Genomic DNA, 22905 nt, shown 5'->3' with positions numbered 1-22905 from the left:
GGCCGCGCCGTCTCAAATTGTTGATGAAGCTGAGATGGGAGCCAAAATCTCGTTAATAAACAATCCGTTCACCATAAATCCTGCGATGCCGGTTCGGGCCGCGGGCCAGGGGAGTTGAAGGGCCATGGGAGCAGACGAGATCCTTGCCGCTGCGCAACTGATTGTAGATGCCCGCAAGCGGCGGGCGCCCTTGGGCGCTCTGCCGCCGCAGCTTCAGCCGAAGGATGAAGCTGCCGGCTACGAGATCCAGCGTGAAGTCCATTGGCTGCTCGCCGAACAGGCCGGTGACTTCGCCGGCTACAAGATCGGCTGCACCAGCAAGGTGATGCAGGACTATCTTGGTATTCCGCATCCCTGCTCCGGCGGGGTGTTCGCGCGCGGCGTTCACCAGACGGGGGTCGGATTGCGCACGGCCGACTTCGTCCGCGTGGGCGTCGAATGCGAGATCGCCGTGCGGCTCAAGCACGACCTGCTGCCGTTGGACGCGCCGTTCACCATGGATCGTGTCGTCGAGGCGATCGGCGACTGTCATGCGGCGATCGAGATCGTCGACGACCGTTATGTGCAATGGCAGACGCTGGGGGTGCCGACGCTCGTCGCCGACGATTTCTTTGCTGCCGGCTGCGTCCTCGGCCCGGCGCTCCCGCGCGCTGCCGTAGCGGACTTGGCCGCGGTGCAGGGCCGTGCCATCGTCAACGGCACCCTGGTCGGCGAGGGCACCGGTGCGGATGTGCTGGGACATCCGGTCCACGCGCTGGCCTGGCTTGCCAATCATCTCGCCGCCGGTGGTGACGGGCTCGAGGCCGGACAGCTCGTCCTGACCGGCAGCCTGGTCAAGACGATATGGCTGAGCGCGGGCGACCGGGTGCGGATGGAGCTGGACGGCCTCGGTGTGGTCGAGGCGACGTTCATGTGATCCCGCGTCGAGGAAGACCTGCCGATCTCTGAGCGGGGCGTTGCTCCGCTCCAGCTAGACGAGCTCCATGCGCAGATGACGGCCTACGGCTCTGGCGGCGCGCGCCAGCGTGCCGAGCGTGACGGATTCATTGTCGGGATCGAGCAGCCGGTCGAGCTGGGCGCGGCTGGTCTCCATGCGGGCCGCCAGCTCGGTCTTGGAGATCGCCTCGCGCTTCATTAGCTCCTCGAGCTGCCGTACCAGCACGCGCTTGATCGCGCGCGCCGTCACGGTCTCGTAGAGACCGTCCTCCTTCAGAAAGTCGTCGAAGGCAGAGCCGACCTTGCCGGCAGTCTTAGGTGCGCGCATCACGAAATGTCTCTCATGCGTTTGACGGCCAATTCGATATCGGATGCCGGAGTCTTCTGACTCTTCTTGATGAAGGCATGGAGCAGGATCATCCGGCCGTCTCGCAAGCAAAAGATCACACGGGCGATCCGGCCCTGCGTGAGGCTGCTGCGAACCTCCCACAGTCCATGACTCAATGGCCGACACAGAGGAAGCCCGATCGGCCAAGCAAACTCGACGTCCTTGATATCCTCGCCGAGGATCCGACGATCCTCGGCAGGCAATTCCTTGAGCCAGTCCCGGACGGGTTCGCGGCCGGATGGCAGCGCGTAGAAGAACGCCGGTAGCCGTTTCATTGAAATGTACCATTTTTGGTACGTTCTGCAACAGGGAAAATGCTGAGCAGGCTCTCAGTTGATCGCCAAGTGAACGACACTTGTCTAGGCAAGTAAACGAACACGGCCTCCGGCAGGGGAGCTACCGGAGGCCGTGTATACATCGCCCGCTGCGCCTAGGTTCGCATTGGGCAATGTGGGAGCTCGCTTTCAGAGAAGGGCGGCGGCTGCGGATCATCTCATGACCAGTGTCGCGCTCGGCCAAGTCCTTGTCTGACCCTCCGGGGAGGGATTTTCATCGTGTCTCTTCATCCTTGTCCGATTGCCGACCCAAGACATTCAGGTCGGAGCTTTCGCGGCGACCGGGCGTGGTTGGATCCGCCCGGCCTTTCGATGTGATCTTCGCCTCAGAACGGCAGCAGGATGTCCATCACTTGCTGGCCGTAGCGCGGCTGCTGGACGTCGGAGATCTGGCCGCGGCCGCCGTAGGAGATACGGGCCTGGGCGATCTTGGTGGAGTCGATGGTGTTGTCGCTCTGGATGTCCTCGGGCCGCACGATGCCGGCCACGATCAGCTCGCGGATCTCGTAGTTGACCCGGATCTCCTGCTTGCCTTCGACGACGAGGTTGCCGTTCGGCAGCACCTGCGTCACCACCGCGGCGACGCTGGTGGTCAGGGATTCCGAGCGCTGGATGGTGCCCTTGCCGTCGGACGACGAGGTGCCGTCGGCGGTCAGGATGCGGCCGGGCAGCACCTTCTGCGCCTGCACGCCGAGCGTCTTCGCGCCGATGAAGTCGGTGATGCCCGAATCCTCCTTGTTGGTGCGGCTGCGCTGGGTCTCGTTGGCGAAATTGGCCTTGTCGGAGATGCTGACCGTGACGGTCAGGAGGTCGCCGACCTGACGGGCGCGCTGGTCCTTGAAGAAGGCGCGCGAGCCGTTACGCCACAGCGAGTTCGGCGCGTAGGACACCGTCTCGGGCTTGGGCATCGGCATCTGCACCGGCTTGTAGCCCGGCTGCGTGGTCGGGTTGTCGATCTCCGTCAGCTTCGGCCGCTCGCCGATCTGCGACAGCCGGTCGATCGAGGAGCATCCGCCGGCGATCGACAGCACTGCGAAGGAGACCGAGACCAGCGCAACCCGGCGCAGGCTCGAGGCGCCCCGATCATCAAACTTGAACTTCGACATGAAACTTACTCGGCTTTCGGGGTGGCGGAGGTGGGAAGGCGGCTGGCGACGGCGACGGGCGCGGCGATGTCGGCTTCGGAGGTCTGCGCCGGCTTGGCGACGGCGATGTCGACGGAGACCTGGCCGCGACCCGAGACGCGGCCGGTCACGGTGCGCTTGGACTGCAGATTGAGCACGCTGACGACGTCGCCTTCGGTGCCCGACTCCAGCGCCTTGCCGCGCGTGGTGAGATAGATGCCGGCGGTCTGGTAGATCAGCGTGACCGCCTGGTCGCGCTGCACGAGGTCGGGCTTGGCGAGGTCGGTGGTCTTCAGCGCCTGGCCGGCGCGCACCGCGCGGCGCATCTGCATGCCCACTGCGAGCTCGCGCGAGGCAGGCTCGCCGCCGCCGAGCTCGGCGCGCGGCCGCCGCTCGGTCTGCAGGTCGCCTGAGCGGATCATCTCGTTGCGATCGATGTTGCGGGTCAGCACCACGGCCTCGACGGTCTCGATCGCCGTGCCGGTGTAGCGCAGCTTGGTCGGGCTCGCGCCATTGGCATGGCCGAGCTCGAAGGTGATGTCGAAGCGGCCGCTGCGGGGGTCGAAGCGGGCGCTGGTCGGCGCCAGCGTGCCCGACGTCGAGGCCTCGAATTTGAGATCCTGCACCGGCTGGTCGAAGCTGATGCTGAGGTTCGCGGCATCGCCAAGTCCGTTGCGGTGATCGAGCGCCTGGGCCACTGCCGTGCTGATCTCCTTGGCGTCGATGGCGCGGGCCAGCCGCGTGACCGCAACCTCCTTGATGTCGCGGACCTCGACGCCGATGACCTGGTGGGTGCGCAGGGTCGCGATCACCTGCGCGGCCGGCAGCACGCCGGTCGTGCCGAGATCGGGCGCGCGGTAGACGGCGATGTTGGCCGCGACGCCCGCATTGTCGATCAGGTCGCCGACGCGCACGATGTCGCCGGTGACGTTGACGGTGGAGCGCAGCACGGGCGCCTTGATCTGGTCGTCGGCCTCGCCGGCCAGCGCCGACAGCGCGGTCGAGGCGAGCAGGGCGGCTGCGAGCAGGAAGGGACGGACGGTGCGGGTCATGATGGCGATCTCCCTTCGAACCTCAGCGGAACAGCGCAGTGGTCGATTGCAGCATCTGGTCGGCGGCCGAAATGACCTTGGCGTTCATCTCATAGGCGCGCTGGGCGGCGATCAGCTCGCTCATCTCGCTGACGACATCGACGTTGGCCTGCTCCAGGCTGCCCTGGGTGATGCTGCCGAGGCCATCCTGGTTGGCGACGCCGTCCTGCGGTGCGCCCGACGACGGCGTGTCGGTGAACTGGTTGTTGCCGACCGGCTGCAGGCCGGCCTTGTTGATGAAACGCGTGACCTGGAGCTGGCCGATGATGTTCGAGGTGGTCGAGCCCGGCAGCGTCACGGAGACCTGGCCCTGCGCGTTGACGGTGATGCCCGAGGCGTTCTGCGGGATCGTGATCGTCGGCTGCACCGGGTTGCCCTGCGCGGTGACGATGCGGCCCTGATTGTCCATCTGGAAGGTGCCGTCGCGGGTGTATTGGAAGGTGCCGTCGGGCATCAGCACCTTGAAGAAGCCCTCGCCCGAGATCGCGAGGTCGAGATCGTTGCCGGTCTGCGACAGCGTGCCCTGCGTCATCGAGCGCGGCGTGCCGACGGTCTTGACGCCGCCGCCGATGTCGATGCCGACGGGCAGGATCGTGCCCTGGTCGGAGGACTGCGCGCCGACGCGGCGCATATGCTCGTAGATCAGGTCCTGGAACGCCACCGTCTGCTTCTTGAAGCCGGTGGTGCGCAGGTTGGCGATGTTGTTGGAGATCACCTGAACGTTGAGTTCCTGTGCCGCCATTCCGGTCGCAGCGGTGTGAAGCGCCTGCATGTCACGTCTCCTTCAAGATCTGTCAGGCCGGAACGTCGGCGAGTTTCTCGATCGCGTTCTTGCGCAGGTCGCTCTGGACCTGCAGCATGTTGGCGACCTGGGTGTAGGCGCGCATCACTTCGACCATCTTGCTCATCTCGCCGACCGCGCTGACGTTCGACTTCTCGATGTAGCCCTGCTGGATGGTCGACTTGGTGTCCTGCTGCGGGATGGCGCCGGCGGCGGCGGCGTAGAGGTTGTTGCCTTGCTTCTGCGCGGCCTGCGGATCGGCGAAGTTGACGATGCGCAGCTTGCCGCGGATCGAGTCGGTGCGGTTGACGCCCTCGACCACCGTCACGGTGCCGTCGGGCGAGATGTTGACGTCGTGGTCGGTCGGCTGAAACACGATCGGACCGCCGGTGCCGAGCACCAGGTCACCGGCGGAGGTGACGAGCTGGCCGAGATTGTTCATGTGCAGGTTGCCGTCGCGGGTGTAGCGCTCGCCGGCCGCGGTCTGCACCGTCAGGAAGCCGTCGCCCGTGACGGCGACGTCGAGCGCGTTGCCGGTGCGCTGCATCGAGCCCTGCGAGAAGTCGCGATAGGTGCCGCGGTCCTGGACATAGGACACCCTGCGGGCGGCGCCCGGAAAATTGTCTTCATGCGCGCCGGAGGAGAGATACTCCTCGAACAGCTGCTGATCGGCCTTGAAGCCGTTGGTGTTGACGTTGGCGACGTTGTTGGCAACGACGTCGAGCTGCCGCTCCAGCACCATCTGCCGCGACAATCCGATGAGAAGCGCATTCTCCACCGGTCGATCTCCCCTTTTAACGAATCCCGTTCGCGGCACCTCTCCCAAGGCGGTCTCGATCGGGTCTTCAACGAACCGTTCGGCTCTCCCAAGCCGGCGGGTTCGCAAGGGGTACAGCGAAAGCCGTGCCAACTCTGAATCTATCGATAAATCAACGATTTGGATTCAAACCCGGGTTCAGAACGCCCGGCAATAACGTCTCGCTAACCATAATTGCCCGGCAAGTTTTTCCCACCGCCTCGGCAAAAGAAAGCTTCCGTTAACCATTGTTACCGTAGCGTTCCCTCAACAAAGCGCAGATGCGCTGGGAGCGTTGGTTTCGCGTCATTAAGCTTTCTGGCGGCATCGGCTCGATTTTCCGGAAGGATCCGAAAGCCATGGCCGAGAACGACGCCGGAGCAGGCGAAGGCGAGGAGCAAGCAGGCTCGCCGAAGAGCAAGCTCAAGCTGATCATCATGGTCGTCGGCGCGCTGGCGCTGCTCGGCGTCGGTGGTGCGGCCTATTTCTTCTTCTTCAGCCACAAGAACGACGAGCATCACGCCGAGGCGGCGCCGCCGCCGAAGCCGCCGGCCTTCGTCGAGGTGCCGGACCTTCTCGTCAACCTGGTCGGCAATCCCGGCGACCGCGTCCAATATCTGAAAGTGAAGATCGTGCTGGAGGTGAAGGAGGAGAAGCAGGTCGAGACGATCAAGCCGACGCTGCCGCGCGTCACCGACATCTTCCAGACCTATCTGCGCGAGCTCCGGCCGAGCGACCTCAACGGCTCGGCGGGCCTGTTCAGGCTCAAGGAGGAGCTCACCAAGCGGGTCAACGTCGCGCTGGCGCCGAACCAGGTCAACGCGGTGTTGTTCAAGGAAATCGTGGTCCAGTAAGGCAAAGAAGCTCAACGATCATGGCGGGCAACGATCAAGTCGACCAAGATGCGATAGCCGCGCAATGGGAAGCCTCGCTCGACTCGGAGGATCCCACGGAGGCCGCGGAAGCCGCAGCAGCCAATGAACTCACCGAATCGATGGCCCTGCAATGGGCCGCGATGGTCGAGGACGGCAGCCGCGATTTCGGCGCCACCAAGAACGGCGGCGAGCGGGTGCTGTCGCAGGAGGAGATCGACAATCTCCTCGGCTTCACCGCCGGCGAGGTCAGCCTCGACGACCATTCCGGCATTCGCGCCATCATCGATTCGGCGATGGTTTCCTACGAGCGTCTGCCGATGCTCGAAATCGTCTTCGACCGTCTGGTGCGGCTGATGACGACCTCCTTGCGCAACTTCACCTCCGACAACGTCGAAGTCTCGCTCGACCGCATCACCTCGGTGCGCTTCGGCGACTACATGAACTCGATCCCGCTGCCGGCCGTGCTGTCGGTGTTCAAGGCGGAGGAGTGGGAGAATTTCGGGCTCGCCACCGTCGACTCGACCCTGATCTATTCGATCATCGACGTGCTGCTCGGCGGCCGCCGCGGCAACACCCAGCTCCGCGTCGAGGGCCGCCCCTACACGACGATCGAGACCAACCTGGTCAAGCGCCTGATCGAGGTGGTGCTGAGCGACGCCGAGCAGGCGTTCCGGCCGCTGTCGCCGGTGCGCTTCACCATCGATCGGCTCGAGACCAATCCGCGCTTCGCCGCGATCAGCCGGCCCGCCAACGCCGCGATCCTGGTGAAGCTGCGGATCGACATGGAAGACCGCGGCGGCAACATCGAGCTGCTGCTGCCCTACGCGACGATCGAGCCGATCCGGCCCGTGCTGTTGCAGATGTTCATGGGTGAGAAGTTCGGCCGCGATCCCGTCTGGGAAGGCCACTTCGCCACCGAGATCACCAAGGCCGAGATCGCCGTCGACGCCGTGCTCTACGAGGCCGACGTGCCGCTGAAGCAGCTCATGAAGCTGAAGGTCGGCGACACCCTGCCGCTCGACATCCGTCCCGATGCGCTGGTCGCGGTCCGCTGCGGCAGCACCATGCTGACGGAGGGGCGGATGGGCCGGGTCGGCGACCGCGTCGCGATCCGTGTCACCAAGAATTTGCGCAAGCCGAATACGACCCTTGCGATGTTCGAAGGCTCCGAAGGCCAGAACAAGTTGATGGAGGCCCAATGAACCACTCCCTCGGATTGATCATCGAAAGCCTGGTGGCGGTCCTATTGGTGCTGACCATCGGCTATTGCATGCTGCTGAATTCCAGGCTGAAGCGGTTGAAGGCGGATGAGCATTCGCTCAAAGCCGTGATCGCGGAGCTGATCACCGCGACCGAGATCGCCGAGCGGGCGATTGGCGGCCTCAAGCTCGCCGTGCGCGACGTCAACGACAATCTCGGCAATCAGCTCGCCGCCGCGACGCAGATGTCCGACCAGTTGCGCAAGCAGCTCGCCGAGAGCGACGGCGTGGTGCGCCGGCTGTCGCGCATCGCCAGTGCCGCGCGACCCATCACCTCGCCTGAAGCCGCGCCCGAGCCGGCGCCTGCGCCGGTGCCGGCGATCACGACCGAGCCGGTGCGCGTCTCCGGTGCCAAGGCGGTTGCCGCCGCGGCCCAGGCATTCTCCGAACGTCGAAGGACTGGTGGCCTTGCCGCATGAATGCGTTTCGTAACATCCGCGTCATTCCCGTCGTCCTGATCGCGGTGGCCTGCCTTGCGGTCCTGAAGGTGGCCGGCCTCGTGATCGATGGCGGCTACGTTTTCGACTATGACCCTCACCCGACCAAGCGGTCCTGGGCCCAGGAGAACCTGGGCTATCCGGGCCGCGAGGACAATGACATCGTCACCGGCTCCACGCACGGCGCACCGAAGGAGAAGAAGGAGGAGGCGCCCAAGCCCGCCGCTCCGGACACCAAGCCCGAGGGCGTGGTGATCAAGCCCGAGGAGAACCAGCAGCAGGTGTCGCCGGCGGAGAAGGCGATCCTCGAGCGGCTGCAGTCGCGTCGCCAGGAGCTCGACGCGCGTGCGAGAGAGATCGACATCCGCGAGAGCCTGTTGCGCGCCGCGGAGCAGCGCATCCAATCCAAGACCGAGGAGATGAAGGCGATCGAGGGCCGCATCTCCGGCGCGCAGGCCGCCAAGACCGAGGCCGACAACGCCCGCTTCAAGAGCATCGTCACGATGTACGAGGGCATGAAGCCGAAGGATGCCGCCAAGGTGTTCGACCGGCTCGAGATGTCCGTCCTGATCGAGATCGCCTCGCAGATCGCGCCACGCAAGATGTCCGACATTCTCGGACTGATGACGCCGGAGGCGGCCGAACGGCTCACCGTCGAGCTGGCGCGCCGGGCCGGCGCCGACAGGCCCGAGACCAGCGCCGAGCTGCCGAAGATCGAAGGCAAGATCGTGCCCGTGAAGAGCAATTGAGCCGCATGTTTAATGCGCCCTTAAACGCCGGCACCTAGATTTCCGGCGTGGCGGGGCAGGCGTATCCGTCAAGTTGCGGATGTCGAACCGGAAGCTTGTGACCATGGTGCGCACGACTCCCATTGGATTGCGGTCGAAGGCCCGCGCACGGGCGCGCGCCGGCCTTGCCCTGCTGTCGGCCATCGTCATCGGCCTGGTGCTGTCCACGGTCGCGGCAGGCGCTGCGCCGGTGCCGGGCGAGGCCAGCCTGTCGGCTCAGGACGGCTATGCGCGGCTGGTGCTGAAATTCTCCGAGGACATCAGCGCCGACGTCACCACCGCCGGCTCGATTCTGCTGATCAGGTTCGATCGCGCCGCCACCGTTCCGATCGACCGCTGGGTGGACGCGGCGCCCGACTACATCTCGTCGGCCCGCGGCGACCCCGACGGCTCGGCGCTGCGGTTGTCGCTGTCGCGCAAGGTCCGCGTCAACACCATGACCGCGGGCGAACGCGTCTTCATCGACCTGTTGCCCGACAGCTGGACCGGCCCGCCGCCGCCGCTGCCGGCCGAGGTCGTGCGCGAGCTCGCCGAGCGAGCGCGCGCCGCCGAACGGGCGCTGCGGCTGCAGCGCGCCGAGGCGGAATCGAAGAAGCGGCCGCCGATCCGCGTGCGCGCGCTGGTGCAGCCGACCTTCGTGCGCTTCGTATTCGAGATCCCCGACGGTGTCGGCATCTCCTCGGTGCTCAACGACCAGAAGCTGTCGCTGTTCTTCACCGCGCCGCTGTCCTTCGATCTCGCCGACGCCAAGCTCGTCGCGCCGCCGAACGTCGCCGCGATCAACCAGCGCATCGACGGCAGCAGGACCGTCGTCGAGCTCGGCCTGGTCGGCGAGGTCGACGTTCGCGCCTTCCGCGAGGAGAAGAACTACAACATCGACGTCGCCTATCAGCAGCCGGACAAGAAGGTCTCCGCAGTCTCCTCGGACACGCTGCCGGGCGCCAAGGCGGCCGCGGCCGAGAAGCCCAGCGGCAGCAAACCCAATGGCGACAAGCCGAAGCAGGCTGCGCAGCCCGAGATCGTGCCGCCGACCTCCGACACCATCGCCAAGGAGATGAAGACGGAGACCAAGCCGGCGCCTGCGGTCGCGGCGCCAGCCACCGAGCTCGCAGCCGAGCCTGCGCCGTCGGCAGCGGCTGCTGCCGCGCCGGCCGCCGCGAAGGCCGAAGCCGCGCCCGAGGCCCCCAAGCCTGAAGCTGCTGCGCCTGAAGCTGTCAAATCCGAAGCAGCCAAATCCGAGCCAGCGAAGTCCGAGGCGATGAAGCCGGAGGCGGGCAAAGCCGAAGCCGCCAAGCCTATCGAGACCAAGTCTGCCGAGACCAAGTCTGCCGAAACCAAGGCCGCCGAAACCAAGCCGGCCGAGAAGGCAGCTAATGGAGCCGCCACCCTGGAGGCCCTGCGCGACAGTGAGGGCCTGCGGCTCACCTTCGGCTTCGGCCAGGTCACGCCGGCGGCGCTGTTCCGCCGCGGCGACACGGTATGGATGGTGTTCGATTCGACCAAGCCCGTCGACGTCGAGCCCATCCGCGCCAAGGGCGGCGCCATCATCGGCGAGGTCAACAGGATGCCGCTCGACAAGGGGCAGGCGATCCGGATCCGCCTCAACCGCCCGCAGATGCATTCGCTCGGCAGCGACGATGGCGGGCGCAGCTGGACCCTGTCATTCGCCGACAAGGGCCTGACCAATCAGCAGCCGCTGATGGTGATGCGCAACGTCACCGATCCCGCGCTCGCCAATGTCATGGTGCCGCTCGCCAATCCCGGAGCCGGCATGCTGCACCGGCTGACCGACCCGGATGCCGGCGACACGCTGCTGGTCGTGACGGCGCCGCCGCCGATCCGCGGCTTCATCAAGCGCCAGGATTTCGTCGACCTGTCGCTGCTCGATTCGATCCACGGCATCGCGGTGCGTCCGAATTCGGATGACGTCGCCGTCGAGATCGCGCCCGACAAGGTGATCCTCGGCCGGCCGGGCGGGCTGACCCTGTCGTCGATCGGCTTCTCGCCGGAGCGGGCGCCGACCGCCGTACGGCCGATGTTCGACATCGACGAATGGCAGCAGAACCAGACCCAGCCGTTCGTGCCGCGCGAGGATCTGCTGATCAAGGCCGCGGCGAACGCCGAGCCGGAGCGGCGGGCGCAGACGCGGCTGGCGCTGGCGCGCTTCTACATGGCGCGAGCGATGTATCCGGAAGCGCGCGGCGTCACCAATCTGATGATCTCCGACGCCGACCCGCGCACCGACGAGACCGCCATGCTGATGATCCACGCGGTGGCGAGCATCCTGATGGGCCGGCCGGACCAGGGACTCAAGGATCTCGCCACTCCGTCGATCGGCAATAATTTCGATTCGCAGATGTGGAAGGGCCTCGCCTTCGCCCGCCAGGGCAAGTTTGCCGACGCGCGCGAGAAGCTGAAGAACGTCGAGTTCGCCATCGCCTCGCTGCCGCTCGACCTGCAGCGCGTCGTGATCGCGGATGCGATGAAGTCGGCGCTCGAGATCAAGGATTTCGCCGGCGCCGCCAAGCGGCGCGCCGAGCTCGACGTGATCGGCGTGCCCGCGGACATGAAGCCCGACATCGCCGTGCTGCGCGGCCGGCTCGCCGAGGCGATGGCGCAGGAGAAGGATGCGCTCGACGACTATCGCTTCGCCGTCAATTCCGACGACCGCCTTGCGGCCGCGGAGGCCAAGCTGCTGGAGATCAAGCTTCTGCAGAAGCGCGGCGAGATCAAGCCGCCGGACGCGCTGAAGGAGCTGGAGACCTTGCAGGCGATCTGGCGCGGCGACGCCATCGAGGTGCAGACGTTGCAGATGATGGCGCAGCTCTACGAGGAGGCGGGGCGCTATGCGGACTCGCTCGAGGCCGCGCGTCAGGCCACCCGCCTGATGCCCAACTCCGATTTGGCGCGGCAGGCCCAGGATGCAGCCTCCCGCCTGTTCTCGCAGTTGTTCCTGAACGGCAAGGCCGACGAGCTGCCACCGGTCGATGCGCTCAGCATCTTCTACGGCTTTCGCGAGCTGACCCCGATCGGCCGCCGCGGCGACGAGATGATCCGCAAGCTCGCCGACCGGCTGGTCGGCATCGATCTGCTCGACCAGGCCGCCGAGCTTCTGCAATACCAGGTCGACCACCGCCTCGAAGGCGCGGCGCGCGCCCAGGTCGCCGCGCGTCTCGCCATGGTCTATCTCACCAACCGCAAGCCTGAACGCGCCATCGAGGCGCTGCGCACCACGCGCATCGCCGATCTCGCGGGCGAGCTGCGCCAGCAGCGGCTGCTGCTGGAGGCCCGCGCCAACAGCGACATCGGGCGCCACGACCTCGGGCTCGACATCATCACCAATATCGCAGGCCGCGAGGCGATCCGGCTGCGCTCCGACATCTATTGGGCGTCGCGGCGCTGGCGCGAGGCCTCCGAGCAGATCGAGCTCTATTACGGCGATCGCTGGCGCGATTTCCGCCCGCTCAATCCAGCCGAGCGCGGCGACATCCTGCGCGCCGTGGTCGGCTATGCGCTCGCCGACGACGCCATCGGTCTCGCCCGGTTCCGCGAGAAATATGCGCCGCTGATGACCGGCGAGGCCGACAAGATCGCATTCGACGTCGCCAGCAAGCCGGCGAGCGGCTCCAGCGCCGAGTTTGCCCAGATCGCGAAGATGGCGTCGAGCGTCGATACGCTCGACGGCTTCCTGCGCGACATGCGGGCGCGCTTCCCGGATGCCACCGGCAAAGGACCGGACGGCGGCAAGGATGCTGCGAAGGCCCCGTCGGAGGCGACCGGCGCCTTGCCGCGCATCCAGGGCGTCAAGCAGGCGATCGCGGGTCGATGACGTCGTGCATCAAGGCGTAGAGCCGGAGGACATGGCGACATGACGAAGCCGACCAAGACCGAAGCCGAGCTCATCGCGATGGCCAAGGCGGAGCTGAAGGCGCGGGTCGGTTGTGCCGACGGCATGGCGATCTCGGTGCTCCGCTGGGGCACCAAATGGGAGCTCCGCGCCAAGGCCGATCCCGGCACGGCGACGCGCCCCGGCTATCCGGAGAGCGTGTCGATGTCGAAGATCGGCGACGAGCTGAGCAAGCAGTACGACGTCGCGGGGTGAGCGATTCTGAATCCGTCCGAAGCGCGCCAAGACGAAAGTTCGAGACTGCTTTGCGAAGCCAGTGGATCGGTAATTGTCTTGTTCGTTCAGTCAGAGCGATGCGGCGCAAGCGCTTCGATGATGCGGCAGTCGGCAACGGTGCCGTGCTTGCAGCGCCCTATGACATCGGCAAGTTCGTCACGCAGCGCCACGAGGTCTGAGATCTTGCGCTCGATCTCTGCCAGGTGTTGGCCGGCGATGACGTCAACCGCTTCGCACGAGCGGTCTCGCTGATCGGCGAGATCCAGCAGGTCACGGACTTGGTCGATGGAGAAGCCCAAGTCGCGGGCACGCCGAATGAAGCTCAGTCGTCCGAGTTGGTCGTTGTCATAGGTTCGGTAGTTGCCCTCGGTTCTCGCCGGAACCGGTAGCAGACCGATCCGCTCATAATACCGGATCGTTTCGACCTTGGTACCGGTCCGCTTCGCGAGGTCTCCGATGGTCAGTCGTGACATGGCTTGACCCTGTAGTGGCTACAGGGTCCATATAGGACGTCGCATCATCTTGTAAGAGGCGACGATATGGCTGGTTGTCATGATGACTGCTGTTCGTCTTCCCCTCCGAGGGAACTGGACAGCCCCCGCTGGCGTCGTGCGCTCTGGGTTGCGTTGGCCATCAACGGAGCCATGTTTTTGGCCGAGATCGCAGCAGGCGTGGCGGCCGGGTCGGCCTCGCTGCAGGCGGACGCAATCGACTTCCTCGGTGATACGGCCAACTATGCGATCAGCCTCGGAGTGGCGGGACTCGCGTTGACCTGGCGAGCACGCGCCGCCCTTCTGAAGGGCTGGTCGCTCGTCCTGCTTGGCGTCCTTGTCCTTGCCTCCACTGTCTGGCACGCAATTGCAGGCACCCTCCCGGAGGCGAGGACGATGGGGGTCGTCGGCATGCTCGCTCTTGTCGCCAATGCAGGCGTGGCCGTCATGCTCTACCGTTTCCGCGTCGGCGACGCGAATATGAGGTCGGTCTGGATCTGCTCCCGGAACGATGTGCTCGGCAACATCGCCGTGCTCGCGGCCGCAGCCGGTGTGTTCGGCACCGGCACGGCGTGGCCGGATCTCATTGTGGCGGCGATCATGGCCGCGCTTGGTTTGAGCGGTGGCTGGCACATCATACAGCGAGCTCGCGTCGAGTTGCGCGGCTCCTCCACATCGCGCCCCGTCGCAAGCCCAATCCGGGCGAACTGATCGAGGGTACGCGTCAATGGGAGACACGAACCTACTGCCTCTCGCTCATCATGACAGGTGAAACCTACCCGCCGTAGCTCTGCACCAGGCTGCCGGCGACTAGCGACCAGCCGTCGACCAGCACGAAGAAGATCAGCTTGAACGGCAGCGACACCACGACCGGCGGCAGCATCATCATGCCCATCGACATCAAGACCGAGGCGACCACGAGGTCGATGATCAGGAAGGGCAGGAACAGCAGGAAACCGATCTCGAAGGCGCGCTTGAGCTCGGAGATCATGAAGGCCGGCACCAGGATGCGCAGCGACAGGTCGTCGGGCGTCGCCGGCGGCGGCTCGCCGGAGAGGTCCATGAACAGCTTCAGGTCCTTCTCACGCACGTTCTTCTGCATGAAGCCGCGCAGCGGCACCGAGGCGCGCTGCAGCGCGTCCTCGACGCCGATCTGGTTCTCGACCAGCGGCCGGATGCCGTCCTCATAGGATTTCTGCAACACCGGCCCCATCACGAACGCGGTCAGGAACATCGCGAGCGCGATGATGACCGAGTTGGGCGGGGCGGTCGCAGTGCCCATCGCCGTGCGTAGCAGCGACAGCACGACCACGATGCGCGTGAACGACGTCATCATGATCAGGATCGACGGCGCGATCGACAGCACCGTGAGCAGCGCGATCAGTTGGACCGCGCGTTCGGTGACGCCGCCACCGCCAGCGCCGAGATTGATGCTGATGTCCTGCGCAGCAGCACGTCCCGCCAGTAAACCGGCGGCAGTCAGAACAGCGATGAAGACAACTCTACGCGGGGGAAGCAGCGATCTCACTGAGACGACTTCGGACGTCCGAGCAGCGAGGCCATCTCGTCCTCCAGATTCTCGAAGCTGGTCTTGACCGGCGCGGCTTGCGCCGGAGCCGGCTCGCTGCGTGCGGCCGCCCGGGGACCCGAGGCTGGAGCAGCCGACGGATCGGCCGATGGACGCCGCAGCGCGGCCTCGAGCCGTTGCGCCATCTCGGCCAGATTGGCTTCGGCGCTCTGATCGGCCGCTGCGGGCGGCGGCGCAACCGGCGGCGGGGGCGGTGGCGGTGGCATCTGCGCAATCGGCGGCAGCGGCGGCGCCGCCACGCGTTCGACGCGCTCGGCTGCGCGTTCAGCGCTCCGCACCGGCGGCAGCCGGGGCCCCTCGGAGGGGCGCGGCGCCTCTGCCGGCCGTTGCGGCTCGGCGGGGCGCAGCGGGCGCGGCATCACCGGTTCACCGCGGGGCGCCCGCTCGGGGCGCGGCTCCAGGCGGGCTTCGTCGCCGCCGCGCGTCTCTCCACGGACGTCTGCCCGGAGGTCCTGGCGGGGATCGGGACGGCGCGGAGGGAGCGGTGATTCCGGCGGGAATGCCGGTGCCGGCTCACGCCGCTCAGCAGCAGCCGGCCCCGTGCGGCGAACCTCATCGATGAACGACGGCCGCATCGGGCGCTGCGGCGGCTCCGGCATCTGCGGCTCGGCATGCTCGGCGGCCTCGGTCTTCGGCTCGTTGTCGGCCCAGGACGGCGCATCCGGCAGCGGCGCGATGCGCGCCGCCGGCCGCTCTTCATTGATGCCCGGCCGCTGCGGCAATTGCTCGCGCGCCGGCATGGCGCGCACGATGTTGGATTCGACCACGATGTCGGTCGGCCCGCCGATCATCAAAAGATGCTCTATGTTGTCACGGCGCACGAGCACGAGACGGCGGCGGCCATCGACGGCGGCGGCATCGATTACGGCAAGCCGGGGCATGCGGCCGCGATTCGGGTTGGTGCCGAGACGATTGCCCGCGAATCGACGGACCAGCCACGCGGCGAGGCCGATCAGAGCCAGCACCGCCACGAATGCAAAAAAGAACGTCAGTGCCTGCATCTCTGTCCCCGGCAAATACCGCGTCCTTTCGAAGTCTCTCGTCTGTCCAACGCATCGCCGGCAGCGAACGGAGCTTCAGAACCGGAACCAACCTGTTAACGCATGACGGCAGGAACTGCCGCTCGGCCTCTTAATAACCCATGAATCGGCCGGGCCAAAACGACTTCTTGGCGAGCCGCGCCGTCCCGTAATGATGCATCGGTCGGCTGGGACCCCGGCACTTTCCTAAGAAATCGTCAAAACCCCGGGAATGTCCCGGTGGGCATCGCACCGTTTCTTAACTCCTTGTTAACCATATGCACGGCAATTTCTACCTACCCAAACCGTCCGGTAGCCGGACATAACCGAGCAGCGCCATGTCCATCAACGATCTCCCCGTGTTGTCGGCGTTGCGGACCAAGATGCAATGGCACCAGGAGCGCCAGCGCGTGCTGTCGGAGAACGTGTCCAATTCGGATACGCCCAACTTCAAGCCGAAGGATCTGGTTGAGCCGAGGTTCGATTCAACCGGCCAGGCGGTCGGCGGCTTTGCGCCGCTGTCGCTGACCCGGACCAGCACCGCGCACATCGCACCGTCGTCGGGCGAGAGCGCGAGCTTCGACCAGAACCGCAAGGCCGGATTTCAGACGAGGCCCGCCGGCAACGCGGTGAGCCTCGAAGAGGAGATGCTGAAGGTCTCCGCCAACCAGATGGACTATGCCGCGGCAACCTCGTTGTACGGCAAGAGCCTGCATCTGTTGAAGACGGCGATCGGCAAGGCCTGAGCCGGAGTTGAGGACGGAGACCGACAAGCATGGCAAACGACTCCAGCGATTTCCTGCGCTCGATGAGCATTGCGACCTCCGGCCTGCGTGCGCAGGCGGGGCGTATGCGCGTCATTTCCGAGAACATCGCCAATGCCGATTCGACCGCCGCCAAATCGGGTGGCGATCCGTATCGCCGCAAGGTCCCGACATTCACCTCGGCGCTCGACCGTGCGCTTGACGCCAAGGTGGTGGCACTCGGCAAGGTGGTGCCTGATCAATCGTCGTTCCGCGTCAAATACGACCCCAGTAACCCGGCCGCGGACGCGTCCGGCAATGTCAAGTACCCCAACGTCAATCCGCTCATCGAGATGACCGACATGCGCGATGCACAGCGGTCCTACGAGGCGAATTTGAACATCATCGGCGCCACGCGCCGCATGATCCAACGCACACTCGACATTCTGAAGACCTAGGACAGGAACGAAAGTCATGGCCTCCCCAATCTCCGCAGCTAATGCCTATGCGAATTCCGCCCGCGTGCTCGACGCCGGCGGCTCGAGCGGTGCCTTCGGCAGCCTCGGGCGCGTGCGCGACGTGCTAGGCAGCGGCAACGGCGCCGACAAGGGTGGTCCGTCGTTCAGCGCGGTGCTGAAGGATGCGATCGGCAGCGTGATGGAGGCCGGACGCAAGTCGGACAGTCAGGCGGTCGCGATGGCCGCGGGCAAGGCGAACGTCATGGATGTCGTCACGGCGGTCGCCGAAACCGATGTCGCGGTGTCGACGCTGGTGTCGGTGCGCGACCGCGTGATCCAGGCCTATGAAGACGTGATGAAGATGACGATCTAGGCGCAACTCGTAACGCATCAGGGATTTGCCGTCTGCCGCGACTGCGCGCGATGCGCGATGAGGCGGGTGCCGGACCGGAACCGATCGACAGTGAGGAACGACAGGACATGACAGGAGCTGAAACGCTCGATGTGGCGCGCGATGCGATCTGGACCATCGTGCTGGTCTCCTCGCCGCTGATGGTGGTCGGCCTCGTCGTCGGCGTGGTCGTCTCCCTGTTTCAGGCGCTGACGCAGATCCAGGAGCAGACTCTGGTGTTCGTGCCGAAGATCATTGCGATCTTCGTGACGCTGCTGCTGGCGCTGCCGTTCATGGCCGATGCCCTGCATTCGCACATGATGCGGATCTCGTCGCGAATCATCGGCGGATGAGGCAATGTCCGGGGCAGCAGGGCTAGCCTGCGTGAGGGCGCTGCGAGCGGTCGCGAGGAGCAGTGCGGGGGGCGCTGCTGCTTTCGGCCGTGAGCTGGCGGCCTTTCGGGCCAACTCTTCGCAAGCTGTCTCGTCGCAGGCTGTCTCTTCAAAGACCGTCGTGCCGCACCAGCATGCGGTCGAAAGGGCCGTGACGGCGGACGATGCGCATCGATATTTCCTTCCTTCCGGCGCTGGCCGCCGTGTTCATGCTGGCCTTCGCGCGCGTCGGCGCGATGGTGATGCTGCTGCCGGGCCTCGGCGAGGTCAACATCCCCGTCCGCATCAAGCTCGCGACCGCGCTGCTGCTCACGATGATCGTGCTGCCGCTGCACCGTCAGGCCTATCAGGTCGACCTGCAGGCGTTGTCGCCGCTCTTGGTGATGATGGTGCACGAGATCGTGATCGGCATCGTGCTCGGCGCGACGGCGCGGGTGACGCTGTCGGCGCTGCAGGTCGCGGGCTCCGTGATCGCGCAGCAGATGGGGCTCGGTTTCGTCACCGCGGTCGATCCGACGCAGGGCCAGCAGGGCGTCCTGATCGGCAACTTCCTCACCATGCTCGGCGTGACCCTGCTGTTCTCGACCGACAGCCATCACCTGGTGATCGCGGCGCTCAGCGACAGCTACAAGATCTTCGCGCCGGGCGAATTGATCCCGAGCGGCGACGTCGCCTCGCTGGCGACCAAGGCCTTTGCCACGGCGTTCAAGATCGGCCTGCAATTGTCGGCGCCGTTCCTGGTGTTCGGGCTGGTCTTCAACATCGGGCTCGGCGTGCTGGCGCGGCTGATGCCGCAGATGCAGGTCTATTTCGTCGGTGCGCCGCTCTCGATCCTGATCGGCTTCCTGATCTTCGCGCTGGTCCTGACCGCGATGATGGGAACGTTTCTCGGCTATTTCGAAGGCGTCATGCACGAGATGATGCCGCGGTGAGGGGGCCGATCGATGTCCGATGAGGCCGATTCCGAAGACAAAACAGAAGACCCGACGCAAAAGCGGCTGGACCAGGCGCTTGAGCGCGGCGACGTCGTCAAGAGTCAGGAGCTCAACACCTGGTTCGTGATCGCCTCCGCGACCTTGGTGATGTCGACCTTCTCGGGCTCGATCGGCACCGCGGTGCTGGTGCCGATGCGCAACCTGATCGCCAATTCCTGGATGATCCACACCGACGGCGCCGGCCTGCTGGCGCTGGCGCGCAGCCTGTCGTTCGCCGTGATCGCGGCGATCGGCGTGCCGATCCTGATGGTGATGCTGGCGGCGATCGCCGGCAACATGATGCAGCATCGCCTCGTCTGGTCGGGCGAGCCGATGAAGCCGAGCCTGAGCAAGATCTCGCCCTTGGCCGGCGCCAAGCGCCTGTTCGGCAAGCAGGCCGCGGCCAACTTCGCCAAGGGTCTCTTCAAGCTCGTGCTGCTCGGCACGGTCATGGTCATGATCCTGTGGCCGGAGCGGCTGCGCCTCGAATCGCTGCTGCACATGGACGTCAGCGAGCTGCTCGGCGTCACGATGTCGCTGACCACGCATCTGATGGGCTCGGTGGTCGCGCTCCTCGCCCTGGTCGCGATCGGCGACTACCTGTTCCAGTATCGGCAATGGTACGAGCGGCAGAAGATGTCGGTGCAGGAGATGAAGGAGGAGTTCAAGCAGTCGGAAGGCGACCCGCACGTCAAGGGACGCATCCGGCAGATCCGGCAGCAGCGCATGAAGAAGCGCATGATGGCTGCGGTTCCAAAGGCCTCCGTGATCATCACCAACCCGACCCACTACTCGGTCGCGCTGTCCTACGAGCGCGGCATGTCGGCCCCGGTCTGCGTCGCCAAGGGCGTCGACAACATCGCCTTCAAGATCCGGGAGGTCGCCAAGGCGCACGACATCCCGATCGTCGAGAACGTGCCGCTGGCGCGCGCGCTCTACGCCACGGTCGAGATCGACGAGGAGATCCCGGTGGAACATTATCACGCCGTCGCTGAGATCATCGGCTACGTGATGGGGCTGCGGCGCAACCTCTCGGGGCGCCCGCGATGACAACCGATTCGGTCCACGGACGGACCGCAAAATACGGATAAATCATGGAATATCGGCTTGACGGGCTTGCGCTTGACCCGTCGATTCAGGCAGGTGGAAGGGGGAGCCGCGCGAACGGGCTGGGGCTCCCAGCCGACAGGTCGCGTCCCCGAGCCATGAGCGCCGATTCCGACAACGATGGGTTACAGGATCAGGTGGGCCTGCCGGAGCGGCCGCGCCGCAGCGGCAGCATTCTGCTGATCCTGCTGGTGGCGTTCGGTCTCGTCGCGGTCGCGATCGCGTTGATGACGATCGGCCGCGCCCAGGCGCAGCCCTACATTCTCGGGCTGCTGTCGCTGCTCGCCACCGTCGGCCTGTTCAATCTGTTCGCGTTCGCCGCCGGCATCGTCCGCTTCGCCGACAAGTCGACCGACGATCCGGTGTTGGGCGCGATCGCCGATCACGCCTTCGATGGCCTCGCGGTGACCGATCCGCGCGGCCATGTCGTCTACGCCAACGCCGCCTATCTCAACATGACGGGAGCGGCGACCGCGCAGGAGGCGCGTCCCGTCGAGCGTGTCTTCATCGGCAATCCCGATGTCTCCGAAGCGGTGTTCCGCCTGCTCAAGGCGGCGCGCGAGGGCAAGCGGCAGCAGGAGGAGGTGCGCATCACTGCGGCTGAAGGCGCGCAGGGGCGCTGGCTGCGGATGCGCGTGCGCCCGCTCGGCCAGACCAAACGCCATGCCCGCTACGCAGTGTGGTCGATCGCCGACATCACCAGGGATCGCGAGCGCCAGGAGGACGTGTTCCAGGAGCTGCAGCATGCGATCGAATATCTCGACCACGCGCCGTGCGGCTTCTTCTCGGTCAATCCGGAAGGCAGCCTCGTCTACGTCAATGCCACGCTCGCCAACTGGCTCGACTACGATCTCGCCGAGATCGGCTCGGGCGGGCTGAAGCTCGCCGACGTCGTCTCCGGCGACGGCGCGTCCTTGCTGAGTTCGATCGTGGCGGTGCCCGGCGAGGTCCGCACCGAGGTGTTCGACATCGACCTGAAGATGCGCGGCGGCAAGACCATGCCGGCGCGGCTCTATCACAAGCTCGCCTTCGGCGCCGACGGCAAGCCCGGGTCGTCGCGCACCCTGGTCATCAGCCGCGCCCGCGACGAGCGCTCCGATCCGGAGCGCGCCGCCGAGGTGCGCTTCATGCGCTTCTTCGACCACACGCCGATGGCGATCGCGACCGTCGACCGCGGCGGCGCCGTCGTAAGGGCCAATGCGCGCTATGCCAAGCTCGCGCAGAGCGTCAGCGGCGATGTGGCCGCGGCGAAATCGATCTTCCGCACCGTCAGCCAGCGCGACCGGCATCTCCTGATCGCCGCGATCAACCAGGCCTCGGAAGGGCAGGCGGACATTCCGCCGGTCGAGGTGATGCTGGAGGGCGCGAAGGAGCGCTTCGGCCAGTTCTTCGTCACCGCGGTCGACGAGGACGAGCGCGAGACCGAGGCCGCGATCGTCTATCTGCTCGAGACCACCGAGCGCCGCGCGCTGGAGAACCAGATCAACCAGTCGCAGAAGATGGAGATGGTCGGCCAGCTCGCCGGCGGCATCGCCCACGACTTCAACAACGTGCTCTCGGCCATCATGATGGCCAACGATTTCCTGCTGAACGCGCACAAGCCGACCGACCCGTCGTTCCAGGACATCATGCAGATCAAGCAGAACGCGACCCGCGCTGCCACCCTGGTGCGGCAGCTGCTGGCGTTCTCGCGCCGCCAGACCCTGCGGCCGCAGGTGCTCGATCTCGGCGACGCGCTGTCCGACCTGACGATGCTGCTGCGCCGGCTGATCGGCGAGAAGGTCAAGCTCGACCTCGTGCATGGCCGCGACCTGTGGCCGGTCAAGGTCGACGTCTCGCAGTTCGAGCAGGTGGTCGTCAATCTCGCGGTCAATGCCCGCGATGCGATGCCCGACGGCGGCAAGCTCTCGGTGCGCACCGCCAACGTCTCGGCCGACGAGGTCGCGCAGGCCGCCTACAAGGGCATGCCGGTCGCCGACTACGTCCGCATCGAGATCAGCGACACCGGCACCGGCATTCCGGCCGAGATCCGCGAAAAGATCTTCGAGCCGTTCTTCTCGACCAAGGAGGTCGGCAAGGGCACCGGCCTCGGGCTGTCGACCGTTTACGGCATCATCAAGCAGACCGGCGGCTTCATCTATGTCGACAGCGAGGTCGGCAAGGGGACCTCGTTCCAGATCTTCCTGCCGCGGCACATCGTCGTTCCGGAGGTCCAGACCGAGCCGCACGCGGTCAACGGCGCCGCCAAGGAGCCGGCCGCAGCGGAAGCGTCGAAGCCGCGCGCCGACCTGACCGGGCAGGGCACCATCCTGCTGGTCGAGGACGAGGAGGGCCTGCGGGCGCTGAACGCGCGCGGCCTGCGCTCGCGCGGCTACAGCGTCATCGAGGCGTCGAATGGCGTCGAGGCGATGGAGGCGCTGGAGGAGTGCGATGGCGTGCTCGATCTCGTGGTGTCCGACGTGGTGATGCCAGAGATGGACGGGCCGACGCTGCTTAAAGCGATGCGCGAGCGCAATCCGGAGATCAAGATCATCTTCGTCTCGGGCTATGCCGAGGATGCGTTCGAGAAGAGCCTGCCGGAGAACCAGCAGTTCGCGTTCCTGCCGAAGCCCTTCACGCTCAGCCAGCTCGTGGCGGCGGTCAAGGAAACCATGGCGCCGCAATAGGTTACCGCAGTTCCTTGGGAAGTTCCTTGGCAAGGCGGCCGAGCGCCTTCATCCCGCGACCCAGCGCCGCAGCCGCGCGGCCTCGTGCCGCCTTCCCTTTTCGCCGGTTGTGCCCATCTTACAGGCATCCCCATTCCGGGGAG

The 22905-nt window shown here is 65.9% G+C and carries 24 protein-coding genes; 15 read left to right on the top strand and 9 right to left on the bottom strand.

Annotated features, from left to right (window positions below):
• Window positions 1-124: 124 nt before the first annotated feature.
• Window positions 125-916, top strand: a complete 792-nt coding sequence (locus QX039_RS27520) for a 2-keto-4-pentenoate hydratase (RefSeq protein WP_315738782.1) — start codon at window positions 125-127, stop codon at window positions 914-916.
• A gap of 54 nt (window positions 917-970) precedes the next feature.
• On the opposite strand, the gene QX039_RS27515 is transcribed toward QX039_RS27520, so the two are convergent.
• The 6 genes from QX039_RS27515 to flgF all read right to left on the bottom strand — a co-directional run bounded on the left by QX039_RS27515 (window position 971) and on the right by flgF (window position 5433).
• Window positions 971-1264, bottom strand: a complete 294-nt coding sequence (locus tag QX039_RS27515; protein ID WP_315738781.1) for a helix-turn-helix transcriptional regulator — start codon at window positions 1262-1264, stop codon at window positions 971-973.
• Window positions 1264-1599, bottom strand: coding sequence for a type II toxin-antitoxin system RelE/ParE family toxin (locus QX039_RS27510; protein ID WP_315738779.1), 336 nt, complete (start codon window positions 1597-1599; stop codon window positions 1264-1266). Before QX039_RS27510 ends, QX039_RS27515 begins: the two co-directional genes overlap by 1 nt.
• Before the next feature lie 386 nt (window positions 1600-1985).
• On the bottom strand, window positions 1986-2765 hold the full coding sequence (gene flgH, locus QX039_RS27505; protein WP_315738777.1) for a flagellar basal body L-ring protein FlgH: 780 nt from the start codon (window positions 2763-2765) through the stop codon (window positions 1986-1988).
• A gap of 5 nt (window positions 2766-2770) precedes the next feature.
• On the bottom strand, window positions 2771-3838 hold the full coding sequence (gene flgA, locus QX039_RS27500) for a flagellar basal body P-ring formation chaperone FlgA (protein ID WP_315739125.1): 1068 nt from the start codon (window positions 3836-3838) through the stop codon (window positions 2771-2773).
• A 19-nt stretch (window positions 3839-3857) separates the two neighbouring features.
• The gene (gene flgG, locus QX039_RS27495; protein ID WP_315738775.1) at window positions 3858-4646 is read right to left on the bottom strand and encodes a flagellar basal-body rod protein FlgG; all 789 of its coding nucleotides are present in this window, start codon (window positions 4644-4646) and stop codon (window positions 3858-3860) included.
• A 22-nt stretch (window positions 4647-4668) separates the two neighbouring features.
• Complete coding sequence (gene flgF / locus QX039_RS27490) at window positions 4669-5433, bottom strand: flagellar basal-body rod protein FlgF (protein WP_315738774.1); 765 nt, start codon at window positions 5431-5433, stop codon at window positions 4669-4671.
• 377 nt (window positions 5434-5810) lie between these two features.
• On the opposite strand from flgF, the gene fliL reads away from it, so the two are divergent.
• From fliL to QX039_RS27460, 6 genes are all read left to right on the top strand, one after another.
• A complete protein-coding gene (gene fliL, locus QX039_RS27485; protein WP_315738773.1) occupies window positions 5811-6305 on the top strand; it encodes a flagellar basal body-associated protein FliL in 495 nt (164 codons plus the stop codon).
• Between the two features lie 20 nt (window positions 6306-6325).
• Window positions 6326-7528 carry a flagellar motor switch protein FliM gene (fliM, locus tag QX039_RS27480; RefSeq protein ID WP_315738772.1) on the top strand — a complete coding sequence of 401 codons (1203 nt, stop codon included), beginning with the start codon at window positions 6326-6328 and terminating at the stop codon, window positions 7526-7528.
• Window positions 7525-8004: a DUF6468 domain-containing protein gene (locus QX039_RS27475; protein ID WP_315716016.1), complete on the top strand. Its 480-nt coding sequence runs from the start codon at window positions 7525-7527 to the stop codon at window positions 8002-8004. The genes fliM and QX039_RS27475 overlap by 4 nt, the downstream gene beginning before the upstream one ends.
• A complete protein-coding gene (locus QX039_RS27470; RefSeq protein ID WP_315716017.1) occupies window positions 8001-8771 on the top strand; it encodes a flagellar protein FlbB in 771 nt (256 codons plus the stop codon). The genes QX039_RS27475 and QX039_RS27470 overlap by 4 nt, the downstream gene beginning before the upstream one ends.
• Window positions 8772-8874: 103 nt before the next feature.
• The gene (locus QX039_RS27465; RefSeq protein ID WP_315738771.1) at window positions 8875-12639 is read left to right on the top strand and encodes a tetratricopeptide repeat protein; all 3765 of its coding nucleotides are present in this window, start codon (window positions 8875-8877) and stop codon (window positions 12637-12639) included.
• 39 nt (window positions 12640-12678) lie between these two features.
• Window positions 12679-12912, top strand: coding sequence for a hypothetical protein (locus tag QX039_RS27460; protein ID WP_315738769.1), 234 nt, complete (start codon window positions 12679-12681; stop codon window positions 12910-12912).
• Window positions 12913-12998: 86 nt separating this feature from the next.
• On the opposite strand, the gene QX039_RS27455 is transcribed toward QX039_RS27460, so the two are convergent.
• A complete protein-coding gene (locus QX039_RS27455; protein WP_315738767.1) occupies window positions 12999-13406 on the bottom strand; it encodes a helix-turn-helix domain-containing protein in 408 nt (135 codons plus the stop codon).
• A gap of 66 nt (window positions 13407-13472) precedes the next feature.
• Here QX039_RS27455 and QX039_RS27450 point away from each other — a divergent pair, with 66 nt between their 5' ends.
• Window positions 13473-14135, top strand: coding sequence for a cation transporter (locus tag QX039_RS27450; RefSeq protein ID WP_315738766.1), 663 nt, complete (start codon window positions 13473-13475; stop codon window positions 14133-14135).
• Window positions 14136-14199: 64 nt separating this feature from the next.
• On the opposite strand, the gene fliP is transcribed toward QX039_RS27450, so the two are convergent.
• Together fliP and QX039_RS27440 are read right to left on the bottom strand one after the other, a co-directional pair.
• Entirely contained in the window at window positions 14200-14952 is a 753-nt protein-coding gene (fliP, locus tag QX039_RS27445; RefSeq protein ID WP_315738765.1) for a flagellar type III secretion system pore protein FliP, read from the bottom strand.
• Complete coding sequence (locus tag QX039_RS27440) at window positions 14949-16013, bottom strand: flagellar biosynthetic protein FliO (protein WP_315738764.1); 1065 nt, start codon at window positions 16011-16013, stop codon at window positions 14949-14951. The genes fliP and QX039_RS27440 overlap by 4 nt, the downstream gene beginning before the upstream one ends.
• 356 nt (window positions 16014-16369) lie before the next feature.
• Between QX039_RS27440 and flgB the strand changes: the two genes are divergently transcribed.
• The 7 genes from flgB to cckA all read left to right on the top strand — a co-directional run bounded on the left by flgB (window position 16370) and on the right by cckA (window position 22762).
• Window positions 16370-16777: a flagellar basal body rod protein FlgB gene (gene flgB, locus QX039_RS27435; RefSeq protein WP_315738763.1), complete on the top strand. Its 408-nt coding sequence runs from the start codon at window positions 16370-16372 to the stop codon at window positions 16775-16777.
• Between the two features lie 29 nt (window positions 16778-16806).
• Window positions 16807-17232: a flagellar basal body rod protein FlgC gene (gene flgC / locus QX039_RS27430; RefSeq protein WP_315738762.1), complete on the top strand. Its 426-nt coding sequence runs from the start codon at window positions 16807-16809 to the stop codon at window positions 17230-17232.
• A 16-nt stretch (window positions 17233-17248) separates the two neighbouring features.
• Window positions 17249-17605, top strand: coding sequence for a flagellar hook-basal body complex protein FliE (gene fliE / locus QX039_RS27425; protein ID WP_315738761.1), 357 nt, complete (start codon window positions 17249-17251; stop codon window positions 17603-17605).
• Window positions 17606-17712: 107 nt separating this feature from the next.
• Window positions 17713-17976: a flagellar biosynthesis protein FliQ gene (fliQ, locus tag QX039_RS27420; protein ID WP_008965881.1), complete on the top strand. Its 264-nt coding sequence runs from the start codon at window positions 17713-17715 to the stop codon at window positions 17974-17976.
• A gap of 203 nt (window positions 17977-18179) precedes the next feature.
• Window positions 18180-18947, top strand: a complete 768-nt coding sequence (gene fliR, locus QX039_RS27415) for a flagellar biosynthetic protein FliR (protein WP_315738760.1) — start codon at window positions 18180-18182, stop codon at window positions 18945-18947.
• Between the two features lie 12 nt (window positions 18948-18959).
• Window positions 18960-20039, top strand: a complete 1080-nt coding sequence (gene flhB, locus QX039_RS27410) for a flagellar biosynthesis protein FlhB (RefSeq protein ID WP_315738759.1) — start codon at window positions 18960-18962, stop codon at window positions 20037-20039.
• 155 nt (window positions 20040-20194) lie between these two features.
• Window positions 20195-22762, top strand: coding sequence for a cell cycle histidine kinase CckA (gene cckA / locus QX039_RS27405; protein ID WP_315738758.1), 2568 nt, complete (start codon window positions 20195-20197; stop codon window positions 22760-22762).
• The last annotated feature ends 143 nt before the right edge of the window (window positions 22763-22905 follow it).

Source organism: Bradyrhizobium sp. SZCCHNR1043 (assembly GCF_032489675.1).
Taxonomy (GTDB): Bacteria; Pseudomonadota; Alphaproteobacteria; order Rhizobiales; family Xanthobacteraceae; genus Bradyrhizobium.
This window is presented reverse-complemented; position numbering and strand designations above follow the sequence as displayed.